Annotated in this window: 24 protein-coding genes; 11 read left to right on the forward strand and 13 right to left on the reverse strand. The window is 71.9% G+C overall.

The window, feature by feature from the left end; translation table 11 throughout:
• Window positions 1-284: 284 nt before the first annotated feature.
• From OE229_RS04515 to OE229_RS04535, 5 genes are all read right to left on the reverse strand, one after another.
• Complete coding sequence (locus OE229_RS04515; RefSeq protein ID WP_155896953.1) at window positions 285-461, reverse strand: hypothetical protein; 177 nt, start codon at window positions 459-461, stop codon at window positions 285-287.
• 10 nt (window positions 462-471) lie between these two features.
• The gene (locus OE229_RS04520; RefSeq protein ID WP_262139945.1) at window positions 472-1,446 is read right to left on the reverse strand and encodes a sugar phosphate isomerase/epimerase family protein; all 975 of its coding nucleotides are present in this window, start codon (window positions 1,444-1,446) and stop codon (window positions 472-474) included.
• A 153-nt stretch (window positions 1,447-1,599) separates the two neighbouring features.
• Window positions 1,600-2,283: a fumarylacetoacetate hydrolase family protein gene (locus OE229_RS04525; RefSeq protein ID WP_209132872.1), complete on the reverse strand. Its 684-nt coding sequence runs from the start codon at window positions 2,281-2,283 to the stop codon at window positions 1,600-1,602.
• Between the two features lie 33 nt (window positions 2,284-2,316).
• A complete protein-coding gene (locus tag OE229_RS04530; RefSeq protein ID WP_262127184.1) occupies window positions 2,317-2,832 on the reverse strand; it encodes a hypothetical protein in 516 nt (171 codons plus the stop codon).
• A 92-nt stretch (window positions 2,833-2,924) separates the two neighbouring features.
• A complete protein-coding gene (locus OE229_RS04535) occupies window positions 2,925-5,381 on the reverse strand; it encodes a phosphoketolase family protein (protein WP_259578247.1) in 2,457 nt (818 codons plus the stop codon).
• Between the two features lie 212 nt (window positions 5,382-5,593).
• Between OE229_RS04535 and OE229_RS04540 the strand changes: the two genes are divergently transcribed.
• Window positions 5,594-6,277 (forward strand): hypothetical protein, encoded by a 684-nt coding sequence (locus OE229_RS04540; RefSeq protein WP_262127185.1) that lies wholly within the window; start codon window positions 5,594-5,596, stop codon window positions 6,275-6,277.
• Between the two features lie 262 nt (window positions 6,278-6,539).
• Here OE229_RS04540 and OE229_RS04545 read toward each other — a convergent pair whose 3' ends face one another.
• Together OE229_RS04545 and OE229_RS04550 are read right to left on the reverse strand one after the other, a co-directional pair.
• Window positions 6,540-7,142, reverse strand: a complete 603-nt coding sequence (locus OE229_RS04545) for a DnaJ family domain-containing protein (protein ID WP_262139946.1) — start codon at window positions 7,140-7,142, stop codon at window positions 6,540-6,542.
• A gap of 46 nt (window positions 7,143-7,188) precedes the next feature.
• Window positions 7,189-9,009, reverse strand: coding sequence for a glycoside hydrolase family 15 protein (locus OE229_RS04550; protein WP_262139947.1), 1,821 nt, complete (start codon window positions 9,007-9,009; stop codon window positions 7,189-7,191).
• Window positions 9,010-9,444: 435 nt separating this feature from the next.
• On the opposite strand from OE229_RS04550, the gene OE229_RS04555 reads away from it, so the two are divergent.
• The 4 genes from OE229_RS04555 (at window position 9,445) to OE229_RS04570 (ending at window position 13,695) form a co-directional block, all read left to right on the forward strand.
• Window positions 9,445-10,611 carry an RtcB family protein gene (locus OE229_RS04555; protein WP_262139949.1) on the forward strand — a complete coding sequence of 389 codons (1,167 nt, stop codon included), beginning with the start codon at window positions 9,445-9,447 and terminating at the stop codon, window positions 10,609-10,611.
• 127 nt (window positions 10,612-10,738) lie between these two features.
• Window positions 10,739-11,572 carry a DUF1206 domain-containing protein gene (locus tag OE229_RS04560; RefSeq protein WP_259581287.1) on the forward strand — a complete coding sequence of 278 codons (834 nt, stop codon included), beginning with the start codon at window positions 10,739-10,741 and terminating at the stop codon, window positions 11,570-11,572.
• A 106-nt stretch (window positions 11,573-11,678) separates the two neighbouring features.
• Window positions 11,679-12,554, forward strand: a complete 876-nt coding sequence (locus OE229_RS04565) for an SMP-30/gluconolactonase/LRE family protein (protein ID WP_262139951.1) — start codon at window positions 11,679-11,681, stop codon at window positions 12,552-12,554.
• A gap of 70 nt (window positions 12,555-12,624) precedes the next feature.
• Window positions 12,625-13,695, forward strand: a complete 1,071-nt coding sequence (locus OE229_RS04570; protein WP_209132878.1) for an alpha/beta fold hydrolase — start codon at window positions 12,625-12,627, stop codon at window positions 13,693-13,695.
• Window positions 13,696-13,833: 138 nt separating this feature from the next.
• Here the strand turns inward: OE229_RS04570 and OE229_RS04575 are convergent, their stop codons facing one another.
• From OE229_RS04575 to OE229_RS04595, 5 genes are all read right to left on the reverse strand, one after another.
• On the reverse strand, window positions 13,834-15,027 hold the full coding sequence (locus tag OE229_RS04575; RefSeq protein WP_262139953.1) for an NAD(P)/FAD-dependent oxidoreductase: 1,194 nt from the start codon (window positions 15,025-15,027) through the stop codon (window positions 13,834-13,836).
• A gap of 31 nt (window positions 15,028-15,058) precedes the next feature.
• Entirely contained in the window at window positions 15,059-15,859 is an 801-nt protein-coding gene (locus OE229_RS04580; RefSeq protein ID WP_262139955.1) for an SDR family NAD(P)-dependent oxidoreductase, read from the reverse strand.
• Window positions 15,860-15,867: 8 nt separating this feature from the next.
• On the reverse strand, window positions 15,868-16,374 hold the full coding sequence (locus OE229_RS04585; protein ID WP_071404882.1) for a Dps family protein: 507 nt from the start codon (window positions 16,372-16,374) through the stop codon (window positions 15,868-15,870).
• Window positions 16,375-16,487: 113 nt separating this feature from the next.
• Window positions 16,488-17,000, reverse strand: a complete 513-nt coding sequence (locus OE229_RS04590; protein ID WP_262139957.1) for a MarR family winged helix-turn-helix transcriptional regulator — start codon at window positions 16,998-17,000, stop codon at window positions 16,488-16,490.
• A gap of 156 nt (window positions 17,001-17,156) precedes the next feature.
• Window positions 17,157-17,723, reverse strand: coding sequence for an NADPH-dependent FMN reductase (locus OE229_RS04595; protein WP_259581296.1), 567 nt, complete (start codon window positions 17,721-17,723; stop codon window positions 17,157-17,159).
• A 106-nt stretch (window positions 17,724-17,829) separates the two neighbouring features.
• Between OE229_RS04595 and OE229_RS04600 the strand changes: the two genes are divergently transcribed.
• From OE229_RS04600 to OE229_RS04625, 6 genes are all read left to right on the forward strand, one after another.
• The gene (locus OE229_RS04600; RefSeq protein ID WP_259581298.1) at window positions 17,830-19,476 is read left to right on the forward strand and encodes a glycoside hydrolase family 13 protein; all 1,647 of its coding nucleotides are present in this window, start codon (window positions 17,830-17,832) and stop codon (window positions 19,474-19,476) included.
• Between the two features lie 109 nt (window positions 19,477-19,585).
• Window positions 19,586-21,604 (forward strand): lectin-like domain-containing protein, encoded by a 2,019-nt coding sequence (locus tag OE229_RS04605; RefSeq protein WP_259581300.1) that lies wholly within the window; start codon window positions 19,586-19,588, stop codon window positions 21,602-21,604.
• Between the two features lie 143 nt (window positions 21,605-21,747).
• Window positions 21,748-22,407: a DUF308 domain-containing protein gene (locus tag OE229_RS04610; protein ID WP_259581302.1), complete on the forward strand. Its 660-nt coding sequence runs from the start codon at window positions 21,748-21,750 to the stop codon at window positions 22,405-22,407.
• Window positions 22,404-22,667, forward strand: a complete 264-nt coding sequence (locus OE229_RS04615) for a hypothetical protein (RefSeq protein ID WP_262139958.1) — start codon at window positions 22,404-22,406, stop codon at window positions 22,665-22,667. Before OE229_RS04610 ends, OE229_RS04615 begins: the two co-directional genes overlap by 4 nt.
• Before the next feature lie 129 nt (window positions 22,668-22,796).
• A complete protein-coding gene (locus OE229_RS04620; RefSeq protein WP_017886488.1) occupies window positions 22,797-23,336 on the forward strand; it encodes an RNA polymerase sigma factor in 540 nt (179 codons plus the stop codon).
• Window positions 23,326-24,123, forward strand: a complete 798-nt coding sequence (locus OE229_RS04625; protein WP_262139959.1) for a hypothetical protein — start codon at window positions 23,326-23,328, stop codon at window positions 24,121-24,123. Before OE229_RS04620 ends, OE229_RS04625 begins: the two co-directional genes overlap by 11 nt.
• 151 nt (window positions 24,124-24,274) lie before the next feature.
• Here OE229_RS04625 and OE229_RS04630 read toward each other — a convergent pair whose 3' ends face one another.
• Window positions 24,275-25,186 carry a LysR family transcriptional regulator gene (locus tag OE229_RS04630; protein WP_262139961.1) on the reverse strand — a complete coding sequence of 304 codons (912 nt, stop codon included), beginning with the start codon at window positions 25,184-25,186 and terminating at the stop codon, window positions 24,275-24,277.
• Window positions 25,187-25,205: the final 19 nt, after the last annotated feature.

Below are 25,205 nucleotides of genomic sequence, written 5' to 3' on the forward strand. Positions count from 1 at the left end.
GGACGGCCCGGACGCCTGACCGCTCGACGGGCCGACAGACCCGACGGCCCGCACGCTGGATCAGGGAGCGCACGGACCGTCGCCGGGGCACGTGACCAGCCGGTTCAGGGAGACCGACCACGCAGCCCCGCACCGGGCTCGCCGAAGCGCCACCGGTGGGTCCACTGGTGAGACGTGCCGAGTGAGCGGATCGTCACACGAGCGGCAAGAAGAATCGCCGGGCGACCTCGATGGTCGCCCGGCGATCTCGTCCGTGCGGGGGTCCTGTTCGATCCAGGACGGGGTCAGGCCGCCGGCGCGGGGCCGTCGGTGGGCACCGCGTGGTCGGCCACGGGTGCGTCTTCCTCGATGAGCTCGTCCTCTTCCGGTTCGACCACCTCGGCCGCGGCGGCCTTGGCCTCGTCGATGGACTCCTGGGAACGGCGGAGCAGGTCGTCGTCGTGTGCTGCCTGATCGGTCATGCCCAGCAACCTACGCGGGCGTCCCTGTGTCGGCGTCCCGACGGCGGGCACCGTGCGTCGGGTCGTGCCGGCCGGTGTGCGCTGGCTCGAAGTCCACCGCCGACGTCGGTGCGGGTGTCGAGGGCATCGCCGGAGCGGCTGGGGCGCCGAACGCATCAGCGGCGTCGAGCACCGCACGGGTGGCGGCGACAGCTGTCCTGAGCGCATCGCGGACGGGCATCGCACGGTGCGCCTGGGTCCGGACCTCGACGCCCCACGGCTCGGCGAACCCGAGTTCGCGCACGGTCCGGACGAAGCCGGGCAGGTCCCACGCTCCGGCACCGGGCAGGTACCGCGCCGTGCGGGACTCCTCGGCGAGGGTCATCCCGCTCGGGGTGTGCAGCAGTCCGTCGCTCAGCTCGACGGCCGCGAGGACCCCCGGTGCGACCCCCTGCCGGATCGACGCGAGGGTGGAACCGCCGCGGAGCGCGTGCATGGCGTCGATGAGCAGGCCGCCGTTCGGGTGCCCGGCGGCGACGACGAAACGGGAGGCCCGCTCGACCGTGGGCAGGTTCGACCACGGTTCCGGTTCGAGCACGAGCTGCGCTCCGACCGCCTCGGCCTGGTCGGCGAGCACGACCCAGTCGTCGGCCATCGTCGCGGGGGAGGCTCCGGGCAACGAGGTGTCGGCGCGCGCCACCACCTGCCAGGCGCTCAGCGTCGCCGCGGCCTCGAGCACGACCCCGCGGTCGGCGTCCTCGTCCCGGGTGCGGCTCGTGCACGTCCACCACCGGTCGAGTGGTCCGAGCTGGACCCAGACGATGCCGGCGGCGTCGAGCATGCGCCGCAGTTCGGCGAAGCCCGTCGTCGCGCGGACCTCGTGCAGGTCGTCGAGGGACAGCGACAGGCCGGCGAACCCGGCGGCGCCGACGGCGTGCACGCGGTCGCGGACGCTCTCGTCGCCCGCCCACGTCCAGGACGTGGCGAGCAGGTCGTGTTCCAGCACGGTCGTACCTCCGGCAGTCCCGAGGTGTCCGCGTCGCCCCGTCGCGATGCGCCGCCCCGTGTCCGCCGCGGGCCCCACCCGCGACGATGCCCAAGACTTACCCGTGCTGCCTGCGAACGCTCCCAGCCCGTCGACACATCGGCGACACGTGCTTCAGACGATCCGGGTCCGGACCTCGCCGACGCCGGCGATCGTGCCGCCGAGCACGGCGCCGCGTTCCAGCACGCCGACACCGTCAGGAGTACCGGTCAGCACGAGGTCGCCGGGCGCGAGCGCCACGGACCGTGACAGGGCCGCGATCGTCTCAGCGACCGACCAGATCTGGTCGGCCAGGTCGCCCGACTGCCGGAGTTCCCCGTCCACCGTCAGCTCGATCGCGCCGCTGGTCGGGTCGACCTCGGACGCCGGGGCGAGCGCCCCGATCGGTGCCGAGGCGTCGAAGCCCTTGGCCGTGTCCCACGGGCGCCCGAGTCGCTTCGCCTCGGCCTGCAGGTCGCGGCGGGTGAGGTCGATCCCGACGGCGTACCCCCAGACGTGTGCGAGGGCGTCGGCGACCGCGATGTCCGTGCCGCCGGTGCCGATCGCGACGACGAGCTCGACCTCGTGCTCCAGTTGCTGCGTCAGCGGCGGGTACGGGGTGTCGGCGCCGTCGACCACGACCGCGTCCGCCGGCTTGGTGAAGAAGAACGGCGGCTCGCGGTCCGGGTCGTGTCCCATCTCGCGGGCGTGCGCCGCGTAGTTCCGGCCGACGCAGAACACACGGCGGACGGGGAAACGCGCGCCCGTCGTCGTGGGCACGGTCGGGAGGCTCGGGGCCGGGATGACGAGTTCGGTCACGGTCCCAGCGTGGCAGGCCCGCCGGCCATCGGTTCAGCCTTCACCGAAGGACGCCTCGTCCTTGAGCTTCCGCGCCCGTGCGCGCTCCTGGCGTTCGCGCCATTCGATGCGCGCCTGACGGAGCTCTTCCTCGGCGCCCTTCGCCCGCATCATGGGCCCGTAGTGCGGGTCCGCCAGCAGTGCGGGTGTCGTCAGTTCGCGTCCGTCGAGCCAGCGCTTGAAGTCCTTGTCACTCAGCTTCGAGATCATCGTTCGCTCCTTCGATCGTCGCTGCGGTGAGGTCGTCGAGTGCCTGACCGCCCCAGCGGTCGTCCAACTGCGGGTCACCAGCGCAGCGGACATCGCACCGGCGGCCGCGCGTTGTCCTTCGTCGTCCGAGGTCGCCTGGTCGGCGACCCATGACCAACGCTGCCACCACAGGTCGCGGTGCACCGAGAACTCTGCATTTCGCCGTCCTGCGCGCCCGTCGAGCACCGAGCCGACGAGCGCACCCAGCGCGACGGACGCACTCCTGACCGACACGAGTGCGCTGATCCAGCCGATGTCCATGCCGGAACCCCGACAGCACGGAACCGGCCGCGCGGCCGGCGTGACTGGTCCTGTGGAGGGTGGCCTGGCCTCGAGGCCTGTGGAGGAGTGCCTCAGTTGCCGGGCGCGGCCGCCTCGGTCTCGCCCGCACCCGGGTCGCCACCGGTCCCGCCGCTGGCGGGCTCGTCCTGGGGCCAGCCCGCGAACTCCCAGCCCGCGAGCGACGGGTGGTCCTCGCCCTTCGTGTACGCGAACGTCCGTGCAGCGTCACGCGCCTCGGACAACTTCGTGAGCAGGTCGGCGTGCGCCTCGGCATCCACCCGCGTCAGGGCGTCGTGGGCCAGGGCGAAGCGGTCCATCTCGTTGCGCATGAGCATGTCGAACGGCGAGGTCGTCGTGCCCTGCTCGAGGAACCCGTGCACGTGCAGGTCGTCGTGTCCGTTCCGGCGGTACGTCAGCTGGTGCACGAGCGTCGGGTACCCGTGGAACGCGAAGACCGTGGGCGTGCCGGGCAGGAAGAGCGCGTCGTACTGCTCGTCCGGGATCGGGTGCTCGTGCTTGCGCGGGTCACCGAGCGCCAGCAGGTCGACGACGTTGAGCACGCGGACCCCGACGCCGGGCGCGTGCTTCCGGATGATGTCGGTGGCGGCGATCGCCTCGACCGTGGGGACGTCACCGGCGCAGGCGAGCACGACGTCGACCTTCCCGACGGCCTGCTCGGTGCCGGCGAAGTCCCACACGCCGAGTCCGGCCGCCGCGTGCGCGACCGCGTCGTCGAGGGACAGGAAGACCGGCTCCGGGTGCTTGCCCGCGACGATCACCTCGATGCGGTCCGTGGTCTCCATCGCGTGCGCGGCGACGGCGAGCAACGTGTTGGCGTCGGCCGGCAGCTTGATCCGGACGAGGTCCTGCTGCTTCGAGGCGACGACGTCGAGGAACCCGGGGTCCTGGTGGGAGAACCCGTTGTGGTCCTGTCGCCAGACGTGCGACGAGAGCAGGAGCGACAGGTTGGACACCGGCACACGCCAGTCGATGTCGGTCGAGGACTCCAGCCACTTGGCGTACTGCCCGACCATCGAGTCGATGATGTGGGCGAACGCCTCGTAGGTGTTGAGCATCCCGTGCCGACCGGAGAGCACGTAGCCCTCGAGCATCCCCTCGAGCAGGTGCTCGGACAGGACCTCGGTGACGCGTCCGCGTGCGGCGAGGTGCTCGTCGCCGGCGGCGCGCTGGGCCCGCCAGACGCGCGAGGTCACGTCGAACACGGCGTCGAGCTTGTTCGAGATCGTCTCGTCCGGGCCGAACAGCCGGAAGGTCGACGCGTTCTTCTCGATGAGTGCGGCGAGCCAGGGGCCGAGCGTGCCCGTGGCCGACGCCGTGGAACCCGCCTCGACCGCGTACGGCTCGAGCGGCGGCCGGTCGAGCGCGGTCCGCAGCCGACCGCCGTTGCCGTGCGGGGTGGCGCTCATCCGCTCGTCACCGGTCGGGCGGATCGTGGTCATGATGCCGATCGGGTGGCCGTCCTCGTCGAAGAGCTCCTCGGGGCGGTACGAGCGCATCCACTCCTCGAGCTGGGCACGGTGACCGTCGTCCTCGCGCACCGCGGGCAGCGGCACCTGGTGCGCGCGGAAGGTCCCCTCGACCTGCTCGCCGTCGACCTCCTTCGGCCCGGTCCAGCCCTTCGGGGTGCGCAGCACGATCATCGGCCAGCGTGGACGCAGGTCCGCGGCGCCGGCGGGCTGCCCGGCGGCGGCACGGGCGGCCTGGGCGCGGGCAGCGGCCTGGATGTCGTCGATGCCGGCGAGGGCGCGTCGCAGGGCACCGTCGAACAGGGCGTGGACCGCGTACGGGTCGTCGTCGACGCGGCGGGAGTCGACCACGATCGGGTCGTAGCCGAGCCCGCGGAAGTACGCGGTGAGGTCCTCGTCGGGGATGCGGGCCAGGACGGTCGGGTTCGCGATCTTCCATCCGTTGAGGTTGAGGATCGGCAGCACGGCACCGTCGGAGACCGGGTCGAGGAACGTGTGCGCCTGCCACGAACCGGCGAGCGGACCGGTCTCGGCCTCACCGTCGCCGACCACGCACGCGACGACGAGGTCCGGGTTGTCGAGCGCCGCACCGTATGCGTGCGACAGCGAGTAGCCGAGCTCACCGCCCTCGTTGATGGAGCCGGGGGTCTCCGGGGCGGCGTGCGAGGGGATGCCGCCGGGGAACGAGAACTGGCGGAAGAACCGCTGCAGGTCGACGTCCTGGTACAGCTCGTTCCACGTGCCGTCCAGCCAGGCGTTCGCGTTCATCGCGGGGCCGCCGTGCCCCGGGCCGCAGATGTACAGGAACTCGCGCCCGGTCTCCGTGATCAGCGCGTTGCAGTGCGCGTACACGAGGTTCAGTGCGGGGGAGGTGCCCCAGTGGCCGAGCAGCCGCGGCTTGACGTCGTCGGGTTCGATCGGCCGGGTGAGCAGCGGGTTGTCCAGCAGGTAGATCTGCCCGACCGTCAGGTAGTTGGCGGCGCGCCACCAGGCGTCGACCGCCCGGAGCCGGTCGGTGGTGGAGATGTGTGCTGGAGCCATGGGTACACGGTACGAAACTCCGGGCTGCGGCACCTCAGGAAAGTCGTCCCAAACCGTTCGGGCGGGGGTGCCGAATGACTTGCACAGGGCAAAAGCCCAGGGCGCTCTCCGGTCACAGTTGGCCGGGCTGCAGCTTGCTCACAGCAAGTGTGCACACAGCGTGCACGTTCGGCCACCGGCCGGAGCGCCTCCAGAGCAAAGGACTGATCACGATGCGTAAGAGCCTCAAGACCTCCATCACCCTCGCCACGACCGGCGCCCTCGTCCTCGGCGGTGCCGCGTTCGGGATCTCCTCCGCCCAGGCCGCGACCCCGAACGTGCACACGGTGTCCTCGTCGTCCGAGTCGAAGATCCCCGCACCCGTCGCCTCGGTCCCCGAGGTCCTCGGTGGTTCCACCGCCGTGAAGCTCGACTCCGGCTTCACCGACGCCCTCACCGCCCTGAAGCTCACCCCCGGCGTCTCCGGCGACGCAACCCTGGAAGACGGGTCGGTGTCGTTCCCGATCACCGCCGGGTCGGTCACCTACTGGTCCCCGGACGGCAACTACCGCCCCTACGTGCAGGGCCTGCTGAACCACGACGACTCGGGTCTGACCCTGAAGGCCGGTGACACCACCGTCACGCTGGAGAACTTCGTCGTGAACCCGGGCTCGTCCAAGCTCTACGGCGACGTCCTCGTCAACGGCAAGGTCGCCGCGGCCAACGCGTTCCTGTTCGAGCTGCACGGCGGCTCCCTCAAGCCCCTCCAGCTCGAGGGCGACAACGCCATCCTCACCGGCACCACCGTCCACATCTCCGAGGACGCCGCCGGCCTGCTGAACAAGACCTTCGGCACCGACGCAGTCAAGCGCGGCCTCCTCGTCGGCACCGCCACCATCACCGCCCAGATCAAGTAACACCCCGCACCACCCCAGTCGGCCCGGACCACGCAGCAGCGCGGTCCGGGCCGACTTGCGTTGCGCGTCGAGCGTCGAGCGTCGTGCGCCGTGCCGGCGGGCCGCCATCGTCGTCACGGGCTGGGCGACACCTCACGCGCTCACGTTCGCGAGAACTGTCGCTCAGCGCGAATTCCCGCCCCTCAGCGCCGCCGCCACCACCGCTCCGCGGCACCGCACCCCTCAGCGCCGCCGCCACCACCGCTCCGCGGCACCGCACCCCTCAGCGCCGCCGCCACCACCGCCGCGGCTTCGCCTCGAGACGCGCCTGTTCCGCAGCCCGCGCGGCCGAAACCATGCGCACCTCGCGGCGCTCCCGCCAGGCGAGCACTTCGGCCTCGACGTCGCGCATCGGCGTCACGACCGGCGGGCCGCCGAGCAGCTGCCGCCGGGCCTCCTTCACCCGCGCGTTGAAGTCCACCAGGACGTCCCGGACGTCGGACTCCAGTGACAGCGCGTCGAGAGCGTCGTCGAGTTCGGCGTCCTCGGTGCGGAGCGCCAGGGCCGGCGGCGCGATGCCCCGGATGTCCTCACGCTCGATCTTCGACTTGATCCACCAGTCCGGATCGTGCTGCCCGTCGAGGCCCGGCAGCGGCTTGCCGTGGTAGGGGTTGCCCTCGAAGACCCCCCGGCGCTCGGCCTCCTCGATCTGGGCCCGGGCGTGGGCGGCGACGTCGGCGGCCTTGAGCAGCCGACGTTCCTCACGTTCCGACCGCACCTCGTCCGGATCGAGCGACCCCCGCTCGATCTCCTGGTCGACGAGTTGCTGGTAGCGGTAGCGGGCGGCCCTGCGGAGCCGGTCCATCCGTGCATCGACGTCGTTCATCGTCAGACCATGATGCCCCGCACCCCCGACGGGCCGTCCAGCCCGGTCAGGACTCCGACGCGACCTCTTCGATGGTCAGCGCGGCCTGGATGAGCGCCAGGTGCGACAGCCCCTGCGGGATGTTGCCCATGAAGTCCCCGTCGACGGCACTGAGCATCTCGCTGAACAGGCCGACGTCGTTCGCCTGCGCGACCATGTCGTCCATCAGCTGCTTCGCGTCGTCGATGCGTCCGACACACGCGAGCGCGGCCGCGAGCCAGAACGAGCACGCCACGAACGGCGACTCCTCGTCCTCCATGCCGGAGTACCGGTAGACGAGCGGCCCGTGCTGCAGCTGCTCCTCGATGGCCCGGATCGTGGACTCCATCCGCGGCCCGCGGTCGAAAGCCGACATCGCGTGCAGCAGGATCGAGCAGTCGAGCGCGTCGGTGCCCGGGTACATGACGTAGTGGCCGAGCTCCTCGTTCCACCCGTTCTCGGCGACCCAGTCCTCGATGAGCTCGCGGTTCTCGATCCACTTCTCGCGTGGGCCGTCGATCATCCCCGCGTCGTGCAGCTCGACTGCCGCGTCGAGCGCCTGCCAGCAGCCGATCTTGCTCGTCGTGTAGTGCTGCGCCTCCTGCAGCTCCCACATGCCCGAGTCGGGCTCCACCCAGCGGTGGCACGCGTCGTCGGCCAGGTCCTGCAACACCGAAGCCGTCTTGCGGTCGAGCACGTTGCCGGCTCGGACGTACTGACGCATGATCTCGAACACGTCGCCCCAGACCCCGAGCTGCAGCTGGTCGCCGGCCCGGTTGCCGATCGTGACCGGCCCGATGCCGTTCCAACCCGGGACGTCGCGCTCCTCGACGGTGTCGCTCTTCGTGCCGTCGAGTCCGTAGAAGATCGGCATCGTCTCGTCGTGCTCGGCGATCGTGCGCATCACCCACGACACGGCGGCGTGCGTCTCCTCGCGCAGGCCGAAGCGGGTGAGTGCGTGCACCGTGTACGCCAGGTCACGCACCCAGGCGAACCGGTAGTCCCAGTTCTTCCCGCCGGTGCGGTCCTCGGGCAGGCTCGTCGTCGGTGCCGCGGCGATGGCGCCGGTGGGGGCGAAGATCAGGAGCTTCAGGGCGAGGGCGCTGCGCTGGACGGCGTCCGACCACGGGCCGTCGTAGCTAAACTCCTTCGACCAGGTCGACCAGTTCTCGATCGTGCGGTCGACCCCTTCGAGCGTGCGCTCCGGCTCGGGCAGGAAGATCGGCTCGTCGTACGTGCCGACGATGGTCAGGATCGACTTCGAGCCCTCGGCCGTCGTGAACCGCCCCGAGAACCGGGGCCCGTCGTCGTGCACCGGTTCGAAGCCCTGCTCGACGATCGCGATGGTCACGCCGTCGACGCCGATCACCGTGCCGTTCGCGGTGTCGAGTCGGCGCGGTTCCGCGGTGTTCAGGATCGTGCCGGGCACGACCGCCCACTCCATCTCGACCGAACCGTCGACCCCCTGCACGCAGCGGCCGATCTCGGCCCAGGGCAGCCGTCCGGCCACCCCGGTGACCATGGCGTCGGTCACGGTGGCCGTGCCGGACGGGGTCGTCCAGGTCGTCACGAGCACGTTCGTGCCCGGCAGGTAGGCGCGGGACGCCTGCGCCTGGTCGTCCACCGGCCGCAGCGCGACGTGCCCGCCGTGCTCCGCGTCGACGATGCTCGCGAACACCGGCGGTGAGTCCATCGACGGGATCGGCAGCCAGTCGATCCGGCCGTCGAGCGCGATGAGGGCGACCGTCCGCCCGTCGCCGATCGCGCCGTACGAACGGAGCGGGACGTACCCGTTGGTCCGTTCCTCGTTCTCGGTCGCGTCGGGGGTGTCTCGCGTGCGCTCGGTCATGCGTCCAGCCTGCCCCGGCCCCGGCGGTGACCATCAGGCGGACGTACCCCTCGTGGCGGACGCACCCCGGGCCTCCAGGCCGACACGCCCGCGCGACTTGCGCATGCCGGGCGTGTCGCACTAGCGTCGTCCTCCTGCCGATCGGCAGACCGCCCGTCCCGGGCGCACCGGAAGGACCGCGCATGCGCGCCGTGCAGCACAACGAGGAACGCGTCGAGCTCCAGCTCGCCGCGACCGCCGTGCTGTCCGAGCAGCAGTGGTCCTCCAGCTATCCCGCGTAGGCACGCGACGTCCCACGACGCCCCGTGCCCACCCGGCCCGGGGCGTTCGTCATCTCCGCCTCCTTCCGTCCGCCACGACTGGCGACGACCAGGAGGCCCGGCGTACGACCGTCTCGGACCGTCACCTCGACCGTCACGAAAGCGAGACGACTCCATGAAGAAGATCAACGACCGATTGCTCAGCTGGGCCTCGATGCTCGAGGACAACACCGAGCAGCAGGCCCGCACGACCGCGCGCATGCCGTTCGTGTTCCCGCACCTGGCCCTCATGCCCGACGCACACCTCGGCCTCGGGGCCACCGTCGGGTCCGTCATCCCGACCCTCGGCGCGATCATGCCGGCGGCCGTCGGCGTGGACATCGGCTGCGGCATGATCGCGGTCCGCACGCAGTTCACCGCCACCGACCTGCCCGCCGACCTGCAGGGGCTGCGCGAGCAGATCGAGCGCGCGATCCCGCTGTCGGCCGGTGCGTCGAACCGGAAGATCGTGGCGACCGCCGCACCCCGGATCGCCGAGCTCGAGGCGATGGCCGAGACCGCCGGGTTCGAGCCCGACGGCGTGCACGGCGGGTGGCGGAACCAGCTCGGCACCCTCGGGTCCGGCAACCACTTCATCGAGGTCTCCCTCGACGAGCAGGACCGGGTCTGGCTCTTCCTGCACTCCGGGTCGCGTGGCGTCGGCAACAAGATCGCGCAGCGGCACATCACGGTCGCCAAGAAGGCGATGGAGCGGTGGTGGATCCAGCTGGCGGACCCCGATCTGGCGTACCTCGTCGAGGGCACGCCGGAGTTCGACCGGTACATCGCCGAGCTCCGGTGGGCCCAGCACTTCGCGCTGCTCAACCGCGAGGAGATGATGGACCGCGTCGTCCGGCAGCTGTCCGAGGCCGTCGGCACGTCCGTCGACGAGCGCGAGCGGATCAACTGCCACCACAACTTCACGCAGCGTGAGACGCACTGGGGCAAGTCCGTGTGGGTGTCGCGCAAGGGTGCGATCCAGGCGAAGGCCGGTCAGCCCGGCCTGATCCCCGGGTCGATGGGCACCGCGTCGTACGTGGTCGAGGGACTCGGCAACAAGCCCTCGCTCGAGTCGTCCCCGCACGGTGCCGGCCGGCTGTTCTCGCGGAGCGCGGCCCGGCGGACCTTCACCCACGAGCAGCTGCGCGAGGCGATGACCGGCATCGAGTACCGCGACACCGACGCGTTCCTCGATGAGATCCCGGCGGCGTACAAGCCGATCGACCAGGTGATGGCCGACGCGTCGGACCTCGTGTCGATCCGGCACACCCTGCGGCAGGTCGTCAACGTGAAGGGCGACTGAGACGCGCCCACCGACGGACGGGAGGCCCGTGGCGGCACCGCCACGGGCCTCCCGTCCGCCGCGTGGCGGACCGCACGGCCCGGCGCGCCCCGGACAGGACGGCACGCGTCGGGCACGCTGGGGCGTGATGAGCGACACGGCGGAGCACGCAGCGAAGGAAACCGGACGACAGGTCCGGCGAGCAGCCGACAGCCGATGGTTCGAGGTCACGGCGCGCGCCGGGTTCGTCGGCAGCGGCATCGTCCACCTGCTGATCGGGTACCTGGCGATCCTGCTCGGGATCGGCAACGCGTCCTCCGGCGGCGAGACGGACCAGTCCGGTGCGTTGCAGCAGATCGCCGCGGTCCCCGGCGGGGTGTTCCTGCTCTGGCTGATCGCCGTCGGCACGGCCGCACTCACCGTGCGCCTGATCGTCGAGGCGATCGTCGGCGGCCGTTCCGACACCACCCGGGGGTGGCTCGCCCGGCTGAAGGACGTCGCGAAGGCCGTGGTCTACGGCGTGATCGCGTACTCGGCGGCCTCGTACGCGCTCGGTGCCGGGTCGAGCTCGAGCAGCTCGTCGCAGAGTGCCGCGGCGAAGACCCTGGCGACGCCCGGCGGGGTGTTCGTGCTGCTCCTCGCCGGGGCGATCGCGGTCGCGGTCGGCATCGGCCTCGTGGTGATCGGTTGCCGTCGGTCCTTCCGCAAGCAGATCACGCGACCGTCGGGCCAGCTCGACCGCGTGGTGACCGTGCTCGGTGTCGTCGGGTACGTCGGCAAGGGCATCGCCGTGGTCATCGTGGGCGTGCTCATCGCCGTCGCGGGGCTGCGGAGCGACCCCGACCAGGCCACCGGCCTCGACGCCGCGTTCGACGCCGTGCGGAGCATGCCCGGTGGGGTGTTCGTCCTCGTCGCGATCGGCATCGGGTTCCTGGCCTTCGGCGTCTACAGCTTCTTCCGCGCGCGGTTCGCCCGCCTCTGACCCGCCCGGCGAGACGGCGGGACCGGCGCGGACCCTCGCGCCGCGCGCCGCCGCCGCGCCGCCACGCCTGAGCGAGCACGGACCGCTCCCGCGGTAGACGGGGTCGATGAGCACCAACGCCACGACCGGCCCCGCGACCGTCTTCGCCGACGCCCGAGCGGTCCTCGCCGAGAGCATCGTCTGGGACCCGTCGGCACAGCTGCTCCGGTGGGCGGACATCACCCTCGGCACCCTCAACACCGCCGAGGCCGACGGCACCGTGCGCTCGAGCGTGCCGCTGCCGCCCCCGCTGGCGAGCTTCCAGCCCCGGGCCTCCGGCGGGTTCGTCGCGGCCCTCGGCGACACCGTCGTGGTGACGGACGAGCAGGGTTCCGTGGAGCGCGAGATCACCCGCGTCACCCACAGCACCTCGGGCAACCGGTTCAACGAGGGCAAGTGCGACCCGTTCGGCCGGTTCCTGGTCGGCAGCATGAACGTGACGACCGGCGAACCCGACGCCGCGCTCTACTCGATCGAGGCCGACGGCACCACCCGGGTGCTCCGCGGCGGCTTCGGCGTGACGAACGGCATGGAGTGGTCGGAGGACGGCAGCACGATGTACGTCACCGACACCAGTGCCTCGACGGTCTTCCGCGGGTCGTACGGCCCGGACGGCGAGCTCGGCGAACTCGAGCCGTTCATCGTCGGCCACGCGCACGACGGCCTGGTCCGCGACGACGAGGGCTGCTTCTGGAGCGCGGTCTACGGCGGCTCCCGCGTCGAGCGCTACGGGCCCGACGGCTCCCACCTGGAGACGGTCGAGCTCCCCGTCGCCAACCCGACGTCGGTGGCGTTCGGCGGGCCGGACATGTCGACGCTCTTCGTCGGGACGGCCCGCGAGAACCTCACCGAGCAGGACCTGGAGCAGGCGCCGCGGTCCGGTGCGGTCTTCGCGGTCCCGACGACGGTGCACGGGTTCCCCGCGAACACCTTCAGCGGCTGAGCACGTCGTCACCGCCCGGGAGGACGGCGGCCGGGTATCCTGGGCGACCGCCCGACCGGAGGAGACCCACGTGGACGACGAACGCCAGGCACCCCGGCCGGACCCGGCCGGCGAGCTCGCCCAGGCCGAGGACGCCGACGTCACGGTGCAGGTCGACCGGGTCGCCGTCGACGGCACCTACGTCCGGGTGAGCTCGATCGGTGCGCCCGGCGCACGGGCCTTCGTGCTGGTCGCGGGCCTGGGCATCGCGTCGACCTACTACGAGCGGCTCGCCCCGCACCTCAACGAGAACGGCCCGGTGCACGCGCTCGACCTGCCGGGGTTCGCCGGCGTCCCGCGGTTCCGCGGGAAGGTCACGATCGAGCGCTACGCCGACGCGGTCGAGCGGGTCGTCGACGACCTCGGGCTCGAGGACCCCGTCCTGGTCGGGCACTCGATGGGGACGCAGGTCGTGACCGAGGTCGCCGCCCGCAGGCCCGGGATCTCCGACCTCGTGCTCATCAGCCCGGTCGTCGACTCCCGTGCGCGGACCGTCCGGCAGTCGGCCTTCCGCTTCCTGCGGTCGGCGCTGCACGAGCCGTCCGCCGTCCGCTGGCACGCCGTCACGGCGTACGCACTGTGCGGCTGGCACTGGTTCCGGAAGGTCCTGCCGCGGATGATCGCGTTCCCGATCGAGGAGCGCGCCGCCCACGTGCAGGCCCGCACCCTGATCGTCCGCGGTGAGCACGACGCGATGGTGCCGCGGGACTGGGTCCGTCGGCTGGCGCGGGTGTTCCCGTACGCGGTCCTCCGCGAGGTCGTCGACGGCGCGCACTCGGTCATGCACGCACAGGCCGACGCGGTCGCGCGGCTCGCGGTGGCGCACGTCGACCGCCGGATCCCCGACCGGGGCGTGTCGTCGCTGCAGCGGGTGCGCGACGACTCCACGTCGTCGGACCTGGCCCGGCTCGGCCCCGGTGACGCCTGGCTGCTGGTGAAGTCGCGGTTCATCGAGCTGTTCGGGATGGCTCGGAACGACGACGAGACGCTCGAGGCAGCCAAGTCCGCGCACGCCGTCGCGATGGCGGACGGCGACGACCTGCCGGTCGACCCGGCGGACCGCCGAGCGGTCGTCGACGAGGTCGCGCCGGAGTCGAAGTAGCGAGCACGGCCGGAGCAGCGAGCACGGTCGGACCAGCGTCCGCCACGGTGTCCGGCTGACCGCCTGGAGGCCCGGTGCCGGTCCGTCGGACCGGCACCGGGCCTCCAGGCGGTCGCGACCACCGCGACGGGCGAACGGTCAGGGCGTGATGCGGCCCGGCAGCATGTCGGGCGTCAGCGCGTTCGCCTCGGCGAGGACCGTGCGTGCCTCGTCGGTCTTGTCCCACACGTTCCAGAGCAGCACGCCCCGGACCGTGTCGTCGTCGTCCAGGTAGTAGACGACGCCGGTCACGGTGGGGTCCTGCCAGTCCTCGACCGTGCGGAGCTTCGCGCTGACCTGCCCCACCGCCTCGTACCCCATGTCGAAGACGTCGGAGTAGAACATCGGCGTGTGGTCGTAGGTCTCGTCGGCGTCGGCCAGGTTGCGGCCTGCCTGCCGACCCTGCTGCTGGGCGTTGTCGACGTGCTCCACCCGGCGGGTGCCGAGGATCCGGTCCGGGTACTCGGCGACGTCACCGGCGGCGAACACGGAGTCGTCGTCGGTCAGCAGGGTGGAGCTGACCACGATGCCGTCGCGGACGGTGAGTCCGGCGTCGGCGGCGAGCTGCGTCGCAGGTTCGATGCCGAGCCCGGCGACGACCGCGTCGGCCTCGACCACGGAGCCGTCGTCGAGCGTCAGCCGCACGCCGTCCGCCGTCTCGGTGCCCTCGGACACCCGGCGGCCGGTGCGGAGCTCGACGCCGTGGTCGACGAAGCGCTGCTGGAACGCCCGGGCCAGGTCCTCCGGGAACATCCGGCCGCCGACGACCTCGTCCGGGTCGACCAGTGTGACGCGTGCGCCGTTCTGCACGATGCCCGCCGTGATCTCCTGGCCGATGTACCCGCCGCCGACGACGGCGACGTGTGCCCCGGCGTCCGCGAGTTCGCGCAGCCGTCGGTAGTCCGACGCGCTGCGGTAGTCGAGCACGCGTGCCGACGGGGGCAGCCCCGGCAACCCGCGGGGCTTCCCGCCGGTCGCGAGCAGGAGCCGCTCGTAGCCGTGGGTCGCGCCGTCGGCCGTCGTGACGGTCTTCGCGGCACGGTCGATCGCGGTCACCGCGGCGCCCAGGACGAACTGTGCCCCGGTCTCCTCGGTGTGCAGGTCGACCTTGTCGTCCCAGCTGAAGTCCGGGTCGGTCCAGAGCTTCTTTGACAGCGCGGGCCGGGCGTACGGCCGGTCGACGTCCTCACTGAGGATGCCGATCGACCCGTCGGTGTCGAGCTCGCGGACGCCACGGGCAGCGGCGTCGGCGACCATCCCGCCGCCGACGATGAGGTAGCGGAAGTCGGTCATGACGCCTCCTGGCGGTGCTGTGGTGCCACGATCAGATCGTGGCGACCGAGCCGGAGTCGACCCGGTAGTTGGCGCCGTTCACGAAGCTGGCCAGGTCCGAGCACAGGAAGGCCACGACGTTCGCGACCTCTTCCGGCTCGCCGCGTCGCTTGAGCTCCATGTACGGCCGCTCCTCGTCGAGGAAGCTGCCGATGGCCTCGTCGAACGAGGTCCCGCGCTGCTTCGCCCGCTTGTCCATCATCGCGTCGGTCATCGGCGTGTGGATGAACGCGGGGGAGACCGTGTTCACCAGCAGACCCTCGGAGGCGTAGGAGCGTGACAGGCCCTTCGCGAACGAGAGCACCCCGGCCTTGGCGGCGCAGTAGGGAAGTTCGTCGTCGTACGGCTGCGAGGCGTCCTCGGACACCAGGTAGACGATGCGTCCCCAGCCGCCCTGTCGCAGGTCGCCGATGAACTCGCGGGTGATCCGCACCGGCCCCATCAGGTCGATGTCGATCGTCTCCGCCCACCCGGCCTCGTCGATCTCGTGGAACATGCCCTGGGCGCCGGTGACACCCGAGGACTGCACCAGGATGTCGATCTCACCGACCGCTGCACGCACCTTCTCGTGCAGGGCAGCGAGGCTCTCGGCGCTCCGGACGTCGGCGGCGAAGGCGTGCAGCTTGCCGAGCGGCGCCTCGAGCTGGTCCGCACTGGTGTCCAGACGGCTCTGGTCGATGTCGGTGACGACCACGGTCGCACCCTCCGCCAGGAGGATGCGTGCCGTGTTCCAGCCGATACCGGAGTCGCCGCCGAAGACGAGTGCGGTCTTGCCCTGGATACCGAGGTCCACCCGGGCCCCTACGCGTGTGCCGACGCGTCGGCGACGGCGGGCGTGGTGGCGGAGGCCAGCGGGGTGCTGGGAGCGCGGTTCTCGGCGGAGACCATCCACGCGAGCTGCTCGAGGCGCTCGATGAAGCCGTGGAGCAGGTCCGCGGTCGTCGGGTCCTCGTCGTCGACCTCGTCGTGGACGTCGCGCATGGTGCCCGTCGCCTGGTACAGCCGGAGCGTGACCTGGTCGATGGCGTCGTGCGTGGTGATCTCGCCCGAGGGGAACGCGTCGAGGTGGCTGCCCGCGGAGACGGTCGCCGAGCGGCCGTCCGGCACGAGGTACAGCGCGCGCATGCGCTCGGCGGTGTCGTCGGCGAACTCACGGGCCGCGTCGACGATCTCGTCGAGCTGCAGGTGGAGGTCGCGGAAGTTGGTGCCCAGGATGTTCCAGTGGGCCTGCTTGCCCTGCAGGTGCAGGTCGATGAGGTCCACGAGGACCGCCTGGAGGTTCTTGGCCATCTTGTCCGAAGCGTGCATGGTTGTGGCTCCTTTCGCGTCGGTGTGACCGTTCCGGTCTACGCGGTGCCGCAGTGCACGTTCTCAGTGCGTTCGGAGGCAGCGTCCCCCGAGGCAGTCCGGCGCGGTGCTGCTCAGTGCGACGGCGCGGGGTCGACCTGGTCGACCGCGTCGCGCATCCGCTCCAGGAATTCGGCGACGATCCGCGCCTCGGACGCGGGGAGCCCCTCGGCGATCGACATCATCCGGCGGTGCATCACGCCGAGTGTGGCGCGGACCTCGTCGTCGGTCTCGGTCGTCGGCGTGATGACGAGGGCCCGGCGGTCGGTGGGGTGCGGGTCGCGACGCACGTGGTTCGACTTGACCAGGCGGTCGATGAGGATGGTCGTCGAGGCCGACGAGATCTTGAGGTACGCGGCGAGGTCCTTCGGGCCCACGGTCGTGCCGGAGCGCTGCGCCTGCAGCAGGAAGCGCACGGCGAGCAGGTCGGTCTCGCCCATGCCCATCGAGTCACGGGTCCGGCGGCGCATGGCCGTCTCGGCGGATCGGTACCGGCGCAGGGCGTTCAGCACGGCGACCCCGCGTTGGGTCGCGTCGTCGTCCGGGAACCAGTACCCGGACGCCTCGGTGATCTCCTGCGTGGACATGGCGTTCAGGGTAACCCGTCTCGTATCTCGGCCGTCTAGCGAACTCCCGGGTTCTGCGGTGACCGATGCGTCCGCACCGTCCGACGCGTCCCCACCTGTCGGACAGGAGGCCCGTGGCGGGGTCGCCACGGGCCTCCTGTCCGACGGTCGGTCGCGTTACGCGGCTGCCTGCTCGTCCGTGCCGGCTGCGGCCTCGGCGAGCGCGGTGAGCGCGCCCTGCACGAGCGTCGTGACCTCGGCGTCCTCGCGCGGGTGGGTCTCCGCGAAGCGGACGACCGACTGCGGGATGGCGACCTTGACGTCCTCCAGGACCTTCGCGCCGGCGATGCCGGCCGCCTTGCGGGCGTCGTCGTGCGCCCAGACGCCGCCGTACTGGCCGAATGCCGAGCCGATCACGGCGAGGGGCTTGCCGGACAGCGGTGAGGCGCCGAACGGACGCGAACCCCAGTCGAGCGCGTTCTTCAGGACGGCGGGGATGGTGCCGTTGTACTCGGGGGTGATCAGCAGGACGGCGTCCGAGGCGGCGACGGCGTCGCGGAAGGAGACGGCAGCGGCGGGCGGGGTGTCGCCGTCGATGTCCTCGTTGTAGAACGGCAGGTCGACGATGCCGTCGAAGGTGCGCAGCTCGATGCCCTCCGGCGCGTGGTGCGCGGCCGCCTCGGCGAGCTTGCGGTTGATGGAGTCGGCGCGCAGGCTGCCGACGAGGACGAGGACGTTCGTCATGGAGCTCCTTCTGTTGCGGGATGCTGTTGCTGGACGGAAAGGTGTCAGCGACAACCAATGCGATCGTACGGGGCGCTATTCCCAGCCCCCTGGGTACGGTGGCGACGTGACCACGCTTCGGACCCCGGCCAGCACGCCACGAACCACCGACCCGACCTGGTGGCGCGATGCCGTCGTCTACCAGGTCTACCCGCGCAGCTTCGCCGACACCGACGGCGACGGACTCGGTGACGTCGCGGGCATCACGAGCCGGGTGCCGTACCTGGCGTCGCTCGGCGTCGACGCGCTGTGGCTCTCCCCGTTCTTCCCGTCGCCGCTCGCCGACGGGGGCTACGACGTCGCCGACTACCGTGCCGTCGACCCGAAACTCGGGTCCCTCGACGACCTGGACGCGCTGGTCCGGGCCGCCCACGAGCACGACCTGAAGGTCATCGTCGACATCGTGCCGAACCACACCTCCGACCAGCACGAGTGGTTCCGGGCCGCACTGGCGTCCGCGCCGGGGTCGGCCGAGCGTGCGCGGTACGTGTTCCGTGAGGGCTCCGGTGCCTCCGGGGAACTGCCGCCCAGCGACTGGGTGTCGAACTTCGGCGGCAGCGCGTGGACCCGGGTGCCCGACGGGCAGTGGTACCTGCACCTGTTCGCACCCGAGCAGCCCGACCTGGACTGGTCGAACCCCGAGGTCCGCGCCGACTTCGAGGACACGCTGCGCTTCTGGTCGGACCGCGGCGTCGACGGGTTCCGGGTGGACGTCGCGCACGGGCTGGCGAAGGACCTGTCGACCCCGTACCGGCCGTCGAACGAGCAGGACCTGCCGCTCGACGGGTCCGATCCGCTGTACGACCGCGACGAGGTGCACGAGATCTTCGCCACCTGGCGCCGGGTGCTCGACGAGTACGACCCGCCCCGTGCCGCGGTCGCCGAGGCCTGGGCCCCGGCACCCCGCCGTGTCCTGTACGCCCGGCCGACGGAGCTCGGGCAGGCCTTCAACTTCGACCTGCTCGAGGCCCCGTTCGAGCCCGATGCCTTCCGTCGGATCATCGAGCGGAACCTGGCCGCCGCGGAGCAGTCGGGTGCGTCGAGCACCTGGGTGCTGTCGAACCACGACGTCGTGCGGCACCCCACCCGGTACGGCCTGCCGGACGGCACCGACACCGACGCCTGGCTCATGACGGACGGCACGACGCCGGAGCTCGACCGTGCACGGGGGCTCCGTCGGGCACACGCGGCGACGCTGCTGGTGCTGGCACTGCCGGGGTCCTCGTACGTCTACCAGGGCGAGGAGCTCGGGCTGCACGAGGCCGCCGCGATCCCGCGCGACCTGCTGCAGGACCCGAAGTGGCTCCGCACCGGGCACACCGTGAAGGGCCGGGACGGCTGCCGCGTGCCGATCCCGTGGACGCGCTCCGGGCCGTCGTTCGGCTTCGGGGACGTCGCACCGCACCTGCCCCAGCCGCAGGACTTCGGGGAGTCGTCGGTCGAGGCCGAGGACGGCGATCCCGGGTCGACCCTGTCGCTGTACCGCCGGGCGTTGGCCGCACGGCGTCGGCTGCAGCAGGGGGAGGCGCTGACGTGGCTGGAGTCCGGCTCCGAGGTCGTGGCGTTCGCCCGGCACGACGGCTGGCGGTCGGTCACGAACTTCGGCACCGCGCCGGTGCCGCTGCCTGCCGGGACGGTCGTCGTCGCGTCCGGGTCGCTCGACGAGGTCGCGGCGGGGCTGCTGCCTGGTGAGACGACGGTGTGGCTGGCCTGAGCGTTCCGCTTGCGTCGTTCTTCCTCCACAGCCCGGAGGCCCGTGGGGGCGTTCCACAGATCGTCCCGCCGCCGCCCGGGGGTGACGTCCCGGTCGCGAGCATCGGGGCATGACAGATCCCACTGCACCTGCACCAGCACCAGCTCCAGCCAAGGCCCCAGCTCCTTCCCGCGACCGGCGGTCGTTCCGGTCGCGGGCCGTCCGCCGCCTCGCTGCGGCCTGCGCCACGCTGACCGCGATCGGTGTGCTCGCGGCGCCCGCGGTCCTGCCGTCCGGGTCGAGTGCGGCATCCCTCGACTTCCCGTACGTCAACCAGTTCTCCAGTGCGTCCGGCGGCGCCCTGCACGGGGACGCCACGGTGTCGGGCGGCCGACTGCGGCTCACCGACGACGTCCGGAACCAGGCGGGAGCGTGGTCGACGAACGACACGTTCCCGTCGGACACCGGGCTCGAGATCGAGTTCACGTACGCGATGCACACCGAGAAGGACGACCCCGGGGCGGACGGGCTGCTGCTGTACCTGGCCGACGGCGCCGCGGCGCAGGGCGTCGGGTCCTTCGGCGCCGGGCTCGGGTACGCCTGCCGGAAAGAGGCCACCGAGGGCGGCGGCCGGGCGTGCGACCTGCCGGGGGTCCCCGGGGGTTTCGCGGCCGTCGCGATCGACCACTACGGCAACTTCTCGTCACGCATCAACGGGTCCGGTCCCGGAGCACAGCCCGACCACGTGGTGGTCCGGGGCTCGGGCAACGGGACCGAGGGCTACCGGTACGTCGCCGGAGCCGCGGCACCCGGGGGCACCGTGACGGCCGGTTCCACGCCCCGCACGGTCCGCATCACCCTGCTGCCCGACGACGACGGCGGGCTCGCGGTCACCGTCCGGCTGCAGGTCGGCTCGACCATGCGCACCGTGCTCGACTCGGTCCCGCTGCACGGCGACGGCCAGGCCTCGCTGCCGAGCACGCTGCGCCTCGGGTTCGCCGGGGCCACCGGCAGCCACGTCGACAAGCACGAGGTCGACGCGCTCCGGGTCTGGAAGCCGGCGGACCTGTCCGTCGAGCACGACCTGCCCGCGACCGCGACGGCGGGCGAACCGCTCCGCTACACCGTGACGGCGCGGAACCCCGGCCCGAACGCCGCCGACCCGAGCCCGCTGCAGGTCGACGTCCCCGACGGCATCGAGGACGTCACCTGGACCTGCGCGGCTGCGGACGGCTCCACCTGCGTCACCGGGTCGGGCACCGGTGACGTCGCGACCGACCTGTCGTTGCCCCGAGGGGGTTCTGCCGTCGTCACGATCGAGGGCCGGGTGGCCGAGGGCACGTCCGGAGCGCTGGAGAGCACGGCGACCATCGCCCCGCCGACCTCGTTGTCCGACACGAACGAGGCCGACAACGCCTCGCGGGCGACCACCACCGTGGCGGCACCGGTGATCACCGCCGACGTCGAGACGGACAAGTCGGTGTCGCCGTCGACCGTACGGCCCGGTGACGAGGTCGAGTACCTCGTGACGGCGAGGAACCGGGGGCCGTCGGTGGCGCAGCAGGTCGGGGCGGTCGACGACCTGCCCCAGGCCATGCGGTTCGTGGGCTCCGACGACGGGTGCACGGCCGAGGGGCAGCGGGTGACGTGCAGCTCGGACGTGGCGCTCGAGGTCGGGGAAACCCTGGACTTCCGGATCCGCGCCGAGCTCGACCCCGCGTACCAGGGGGACGGCTCCGACGTGGTGAACGTGGCGACGGCGACCTCGCCGACCGACCCGGACGGCGGCGACCCGTCGACCGGCGTGGCGATCGTCGTCGGCCCGGACGACGGGGGGCCCGCGCCGAGCCCCGCGCCGACGAGCGACCCCGTGCCGACGACCGGGCCGGCGCCGGACGACGGTGACGCCGGCGGGGACGGCTCCGCAGGCGACGACGGTCCTGGCGTCGACGACGGCGGAGCCGGTGACCCCGCAACCGACCGTCGGGCCGCGGCCCCCGTCGGGGCCCTGGCCTACACCGGCGCCGAAGGGCTCGGCCTCGCCGCCGCGCTCGCCGCCCTGGCCGCCGCCGTCGGATCCGGGTGCTGGTGGCTCGCCCGACGCCGTGCTCGCCGGGACGCGCCGACCGACGATCCCCAGCAGCCCTGACACCGCCGGGACGGCACCGGACGGTGGTGTCGTCCCGGCGCACGGGTGTGGACGTCCACAGGGGGACGAGTCCGCTCCGGTCGGGCGTCCACCCCACCGGCGGTAGGATCGGATCCACGATCCGCATGCCCGAAAGAGGTCTCGTGTCCGACACCGTGGACGACGCCACCACCGTGGAAGACGCGACCCAGCGCGCGCGGTACTGGCCGATCCCGATCCTCCGGGCGGTCCCCGCAGCGGTCGTCGCGATGGTGATCACCTTCTCGACCAACCACGCCGCGGGGTACGGGCTCCTGCTCTTCGGCGGCTTCGCCCTGGTCGAGGGCCTCGTGCTCCTGTTCGCCGGTCTCTCGCGACTGCCCCTCGACGGCCGTTCGAGTCGCACGACCCTGCTGCAGGCCGTCATCACCCTGCTGGCCGCGGTCGCCGCGTTCGCGTGCAACGGGTTCGGGCTGCCGGCCTTCATCACGGTCATCGTCGCCTTCGCGGTGCTGACCGGGGCCCTCGAGCTGTCGCAGGGGCTTCGGGCCCGGCGTCGCTCGCCCTTCGCTCGCGACTGGACCACGATCGGCGGCCTCACGCTGCTGCTCGCGCTCGCGTTCCTCCTCACGCCGCCGGACTACTCCCAGCAGCTCGGTGGCGTGGAGCAGGTCACCGGCACCCTCGACGCCTCGATCGTGCTCGTCGGCCTGCTCGGCGCGTACCTCGCCATCACGGCCGTCTTCCACGTGATCGCCGGCCTCTCGCACAAGTGGGGCACGGCCACGTCGGCCGTCGCCCCGGACGGAGCACCACACGCATGACCACCCCCAGCCGTCGAGACCGTCTGCGCCCGGTCGAGCTCCTCGGGATCTCCGCGATCGTCGCGGTGTTCACCGGGCTCGTCGTGCTGTTCTCGACGCGGGAACTGCAGCTGGCCGTGATCTTCCTCGGCGTCGCGTTCATCGTGGTCGTCGTCGTGCTCGCCATGCTGCAGCTCGCCTCGTCGAGCGAGCAGGACGACAACGACATGCTCGGCGGGCACGAGACGCCGGGCGAGGGCGACGGCGACGACTTCCACTGACGGCTGACGGTCGCGGCAGCGGTGACCGCATCCTGACGACGGACACGCCCGAGATCACGAATCCGGAACGGTCCTGTCAGGATCGCGGGTCCTACCGACACCTCTGGGTGAAGGAGGTGGGATGTGGACGTGACGACCGGCACCGACACGGACGAAGGACTCGTCCGTGCGATGGCGCAGGGAGACACCGGCGCGCTCGCCCGGGCGTTCGACCGGTACGCCGCCACCCTCACCCGCTACGCGTGGGCGCTGGTCGACGACCGGTCCGACGTCGAGGAGATCGTGCAGGACGCGTTCCTGACGCTCTGGCAGCGCGCCGCGACCCTCGAGCTGCCGGCGGACACGGTGCTGCCGTGGCTGCTCGTCGTGTGCCGCAACCACGCCTTCAACACCGGCCGCAAGCAGGCCCGGCGCCGCACGGACGAGCTGCCGGAGCACCTCGCCTCGCCCGCCGACCACGACGAGGCCCGTGAGACCCTGCGCTGGGTCCGGGCCGAGATCGCCGCGCTCCCCGACCTCGACCGCCGCATCTGCGAGCTCTGCCTGCTCGAGGGCCACTCGTACGCCGAGGCCGCCGAACTCCTCGGACTCACGGTCGGCGCGGTCACCCAGCGGGTGTCCCGCAACCGTCGACGACTCAAGAAGGTGGTGATGCACGATGAACACTGAGCCTCCGCAGGGCGACGACCTGCAGCGCATGCTCGTCTCGATGAAGCAGAACGTCCTCGAACGTGCCACCCCGCGTCCGAAGCGTCGTCGTGTCCGACCCGGTATCGCGCTCGGCATCGTCGGTCTGCTGGCCGTCGGCACCGCGACGGGCGCGGTCGCCCTGACGCTCTCGCAGCAGAACACCGACCCGGTCGCCGCTCCCACCCAGACCCAGCAGGCCGAGCCCTCGCCGTCCGCGACGACGCCGAGCTCCGCCCCGATCACGGGTGCCCCGATCCCGAAGCCCACCCCGACGTCGACACCGACCCCCGCCGCGGCGACGATCCCCACGGACTGTCGCGCGCTCGTCCCCGCCGAGGACTACGACCGCTTCTTCGGTGACATCCCGTACATCCGGGTCGAACCTCCGGAAGAGGGTCTCCCGCCGGAGTACACGAGGGCTCCGGGATCTGAGCCGGAGATCGGCCCGGAGACGGCACCGACGAAGCTGTACTGCTTGTGGAAGGACCCGCGGGCGGACATCTCAGGGCTCGCCATCACAGCCGGCACCGGAACGCCGGCGCAGCTCCAGCACGCCGAGGACGACTTCTACCAGGGGTGGACCCCGACCTGCGTCGACGCAGACGGCATCCGCACCTGTCGCCAGACCAAGAAGGACCCGCAGTACGGCACGGACTGGGCCCGGACGATGTACGTCCGTGGCGACACCTGGTTGCAGATCGACCAGTCGAACGTCCCGACCGACGGGCTCCTGCCCGCCGTCGTCGGGGAGATCTGGGGGGACTGACGGCCTGGAGGCACGTGGCGGACCCGACCCGCGCCTCCAGTCCGTCGGTGGTCAGATCGTGAGCAGGAACGGTCGCCTCGCGCACCGTGACGCGACCGTTCCTGCTCACGAAGCGAAGCGCGCCGCGCGGCGCACCGAAGCGCGCCCCGCATCACCCCAGCCGTGCCGCCACGATGTCGCGCGCCAGCGTCCGGACCGCGCGGCTCGGCTCCGGCGACGTCCGGACCGCAAGGCCGATGCGGAGCGGCTCGACCGGATCCCGCAGCTCGAGCACCGCCCCGTCGTACCGCACCCCCGAGTCCGGGACGACCCCGACGCCGAGCCCGGCCGAGGCGAACCGGATCACGGCGGGCATGTCGTTCATCTCCGCGACGATGCGCCGACGGATGCCGAGCCGCTCGAGTGCTCCGTCGAGGATGATCCGGTTGCCGAACCCGTGCGCCGTGTCGACGAACGGCTCGTCGGCGAGTTCGGCGAGCGACACCGACGACCGGCCGGCGAGCGGGTGGTCCGACGCGGTGAACACCCGGAAGGGCATCTCCCGCAGCGGCTCCACGACGACACCGGCTGGCACGGTGGGCAGGCCCGTGTAGGCGATGTCGAGCCGCCCGGCGACCAGGTCCTGCACGAGGCCGGTCGTCCCCGACGGTGAGGTCATCAGCTCCACGGCGACGAGCGGGTGCTGCCGTCGGAACCGCTGCAGCACGCCCGTCAGGTCGACGATGTCCATGCTCGTGAAGATGCCGAGCCGCACCCGGCCGCGCAGGTCGGCGTCGTCGGCGGTGGCCAGGTCGCGCATCCGGTCGAGCGCATCGAGCACCGCGCGGGCGTGGGGGAGCAGGTCCTCGCCCGCGGGCGTCAGGACGAGCCGTCGGCTGGTGCGGTCGAAGAGCCGCACCCCGAAGCTCCGCTCGAGCGAGGCGATGCCCGCGGACACCGTGGACTGCGCGGCCCAGAGCCGTTCCGCCGCCCGGGTGACGCTGCCCTCGGCCGCGACGGTGACGAACTGTTCGAGCAGCCGGGTCTCCATCGTCCGAGTATCGAGCAGATCGATGGTGCACATCAAGCGCATCCGTTGGACT

Origin of the sequence: Curtobacterium poinsettiae, assembly GCF_025677645.1 — a bacterium.
Classification (GTDB): domain Bacteria; phylum Actinomycetota; class Actinomycetes; order Actinomycetales; family Microbacteriaceae; genus Curtobacterium; species Curtobacterium poinsettiae_A.

Coding starts and splice junctions, on each gene's coding strand:
- OE229_RS04535 (WP_259578247.1), bottom strand. CDS start 5,381: ATGGCTCCAGCACACATCTCCACCACCGACCGGCTCCGGGCGGTCGAC.
- OE229_RS04595 (WP_259581296.1), bottom strand. CDS start 17,723: ATGACGAACGTCCTCGTCCTCGTCGGCAGCCTGCGCGCCGACTCCATC.
- OE229_RS04625 (WP_262139959.1), top strand. CDS start 23,326: ATGAACACTGAGCCTCCGCAGGGCGACGACCTGCAGCGCATGCTCGTC.
- OE229_RS04530 (WP_262127184.1), bottom strand. CDS start 2,832: ATGGACATCGGCTGGATCAGCGCACTCGTGTCGGTCAGGAGTGCGTCC.
- OE229_RS04555 (WP_262139949.1), top strand. CDS start 9,445: ATGAAGAAGATCAACGACCGATTGCTCAGCTGGGCCTCGATGCTCGAG.
- OE229_RS04550 (WP_262139947.1), bottom strand. CDS start 9,009: ATGACCGAGCGCACGCGAGACACCCCCGACGCGACCGAGAACGAGGAA.
- OE229_RS04605 (WP_259581300.1), top strand. CDS start 19,586: ATGACAGATCCCACTGCACCTGCACCAGCACCAGCTCCAGCCAAGGCC.
- OE229_RS04630 (WP_262139961.1), bottom strand. CDS start 25,186: ATGTGCACCATCGATCTGCTCGATACTCGGACGATGGAGACCCGGCTG.
- OE229_RS04560 (WP_259581287.1), top strand. CDS start 10,739: ATGAGCGACACGGCGGAGCACGCAGCGAAGGAAACCGGACGACAGGTC.
- OE229_RS04575 (WP_262139953.1), bottom strand. CDS start 15,027: ATGACCGACTTCCGCTACCTCATCGTCGGCGGCGGGATGGTCGCCGAC.
- OE229_RS04515 (WP_155896953.1), bottom strand. CDS start 461: ATGACCGATCAGGCAGCACACGACGACGACCTGCTCCGCCGTTCCCAG.
- OE229_RS04545 (WP_262139946.1), bottom strand. CDS start 7,142: ATGAACGACGTCGATGCACGGATGGACCGGCTCCGCAGGGCCGCCCGC.
- OE229_RS04585 (WP_071404882.1), bottom strand. CDS start 16,374: ATGCACGCTTCGGACAAGATGGCCAAGAACCTCCAGGCGGTCCTCGTG.
- OE229_RS04565 (WP_262139951.1), top strand. CDS start 11,679: ATGAGCACCAACGCCACGACCGGCCCCGCGACCGTCTTCGCCGACGCC.
- OE229_RS04540 (WP_262127185.1), top strand. CDS start 5,594: ATGCGTAAGAGCCTCAAGACCTCCATCACCCTCGCCACGACCGGCGCC.
- OE229_RS04590 (WP_262139957.1), bottom strand. CDS start 17,000: ATGTCCACGCAGGAGATCACCGAGGCGTCCGGGTACTGGTTCCCGGAC.
- OE229_RS04615 (WP_262139958.1), top strand. CDS start 22,404: ATGACCACCCCCAGCCGTCGAGACCGTCTGCGCCCGGTCGAGCTCCTC.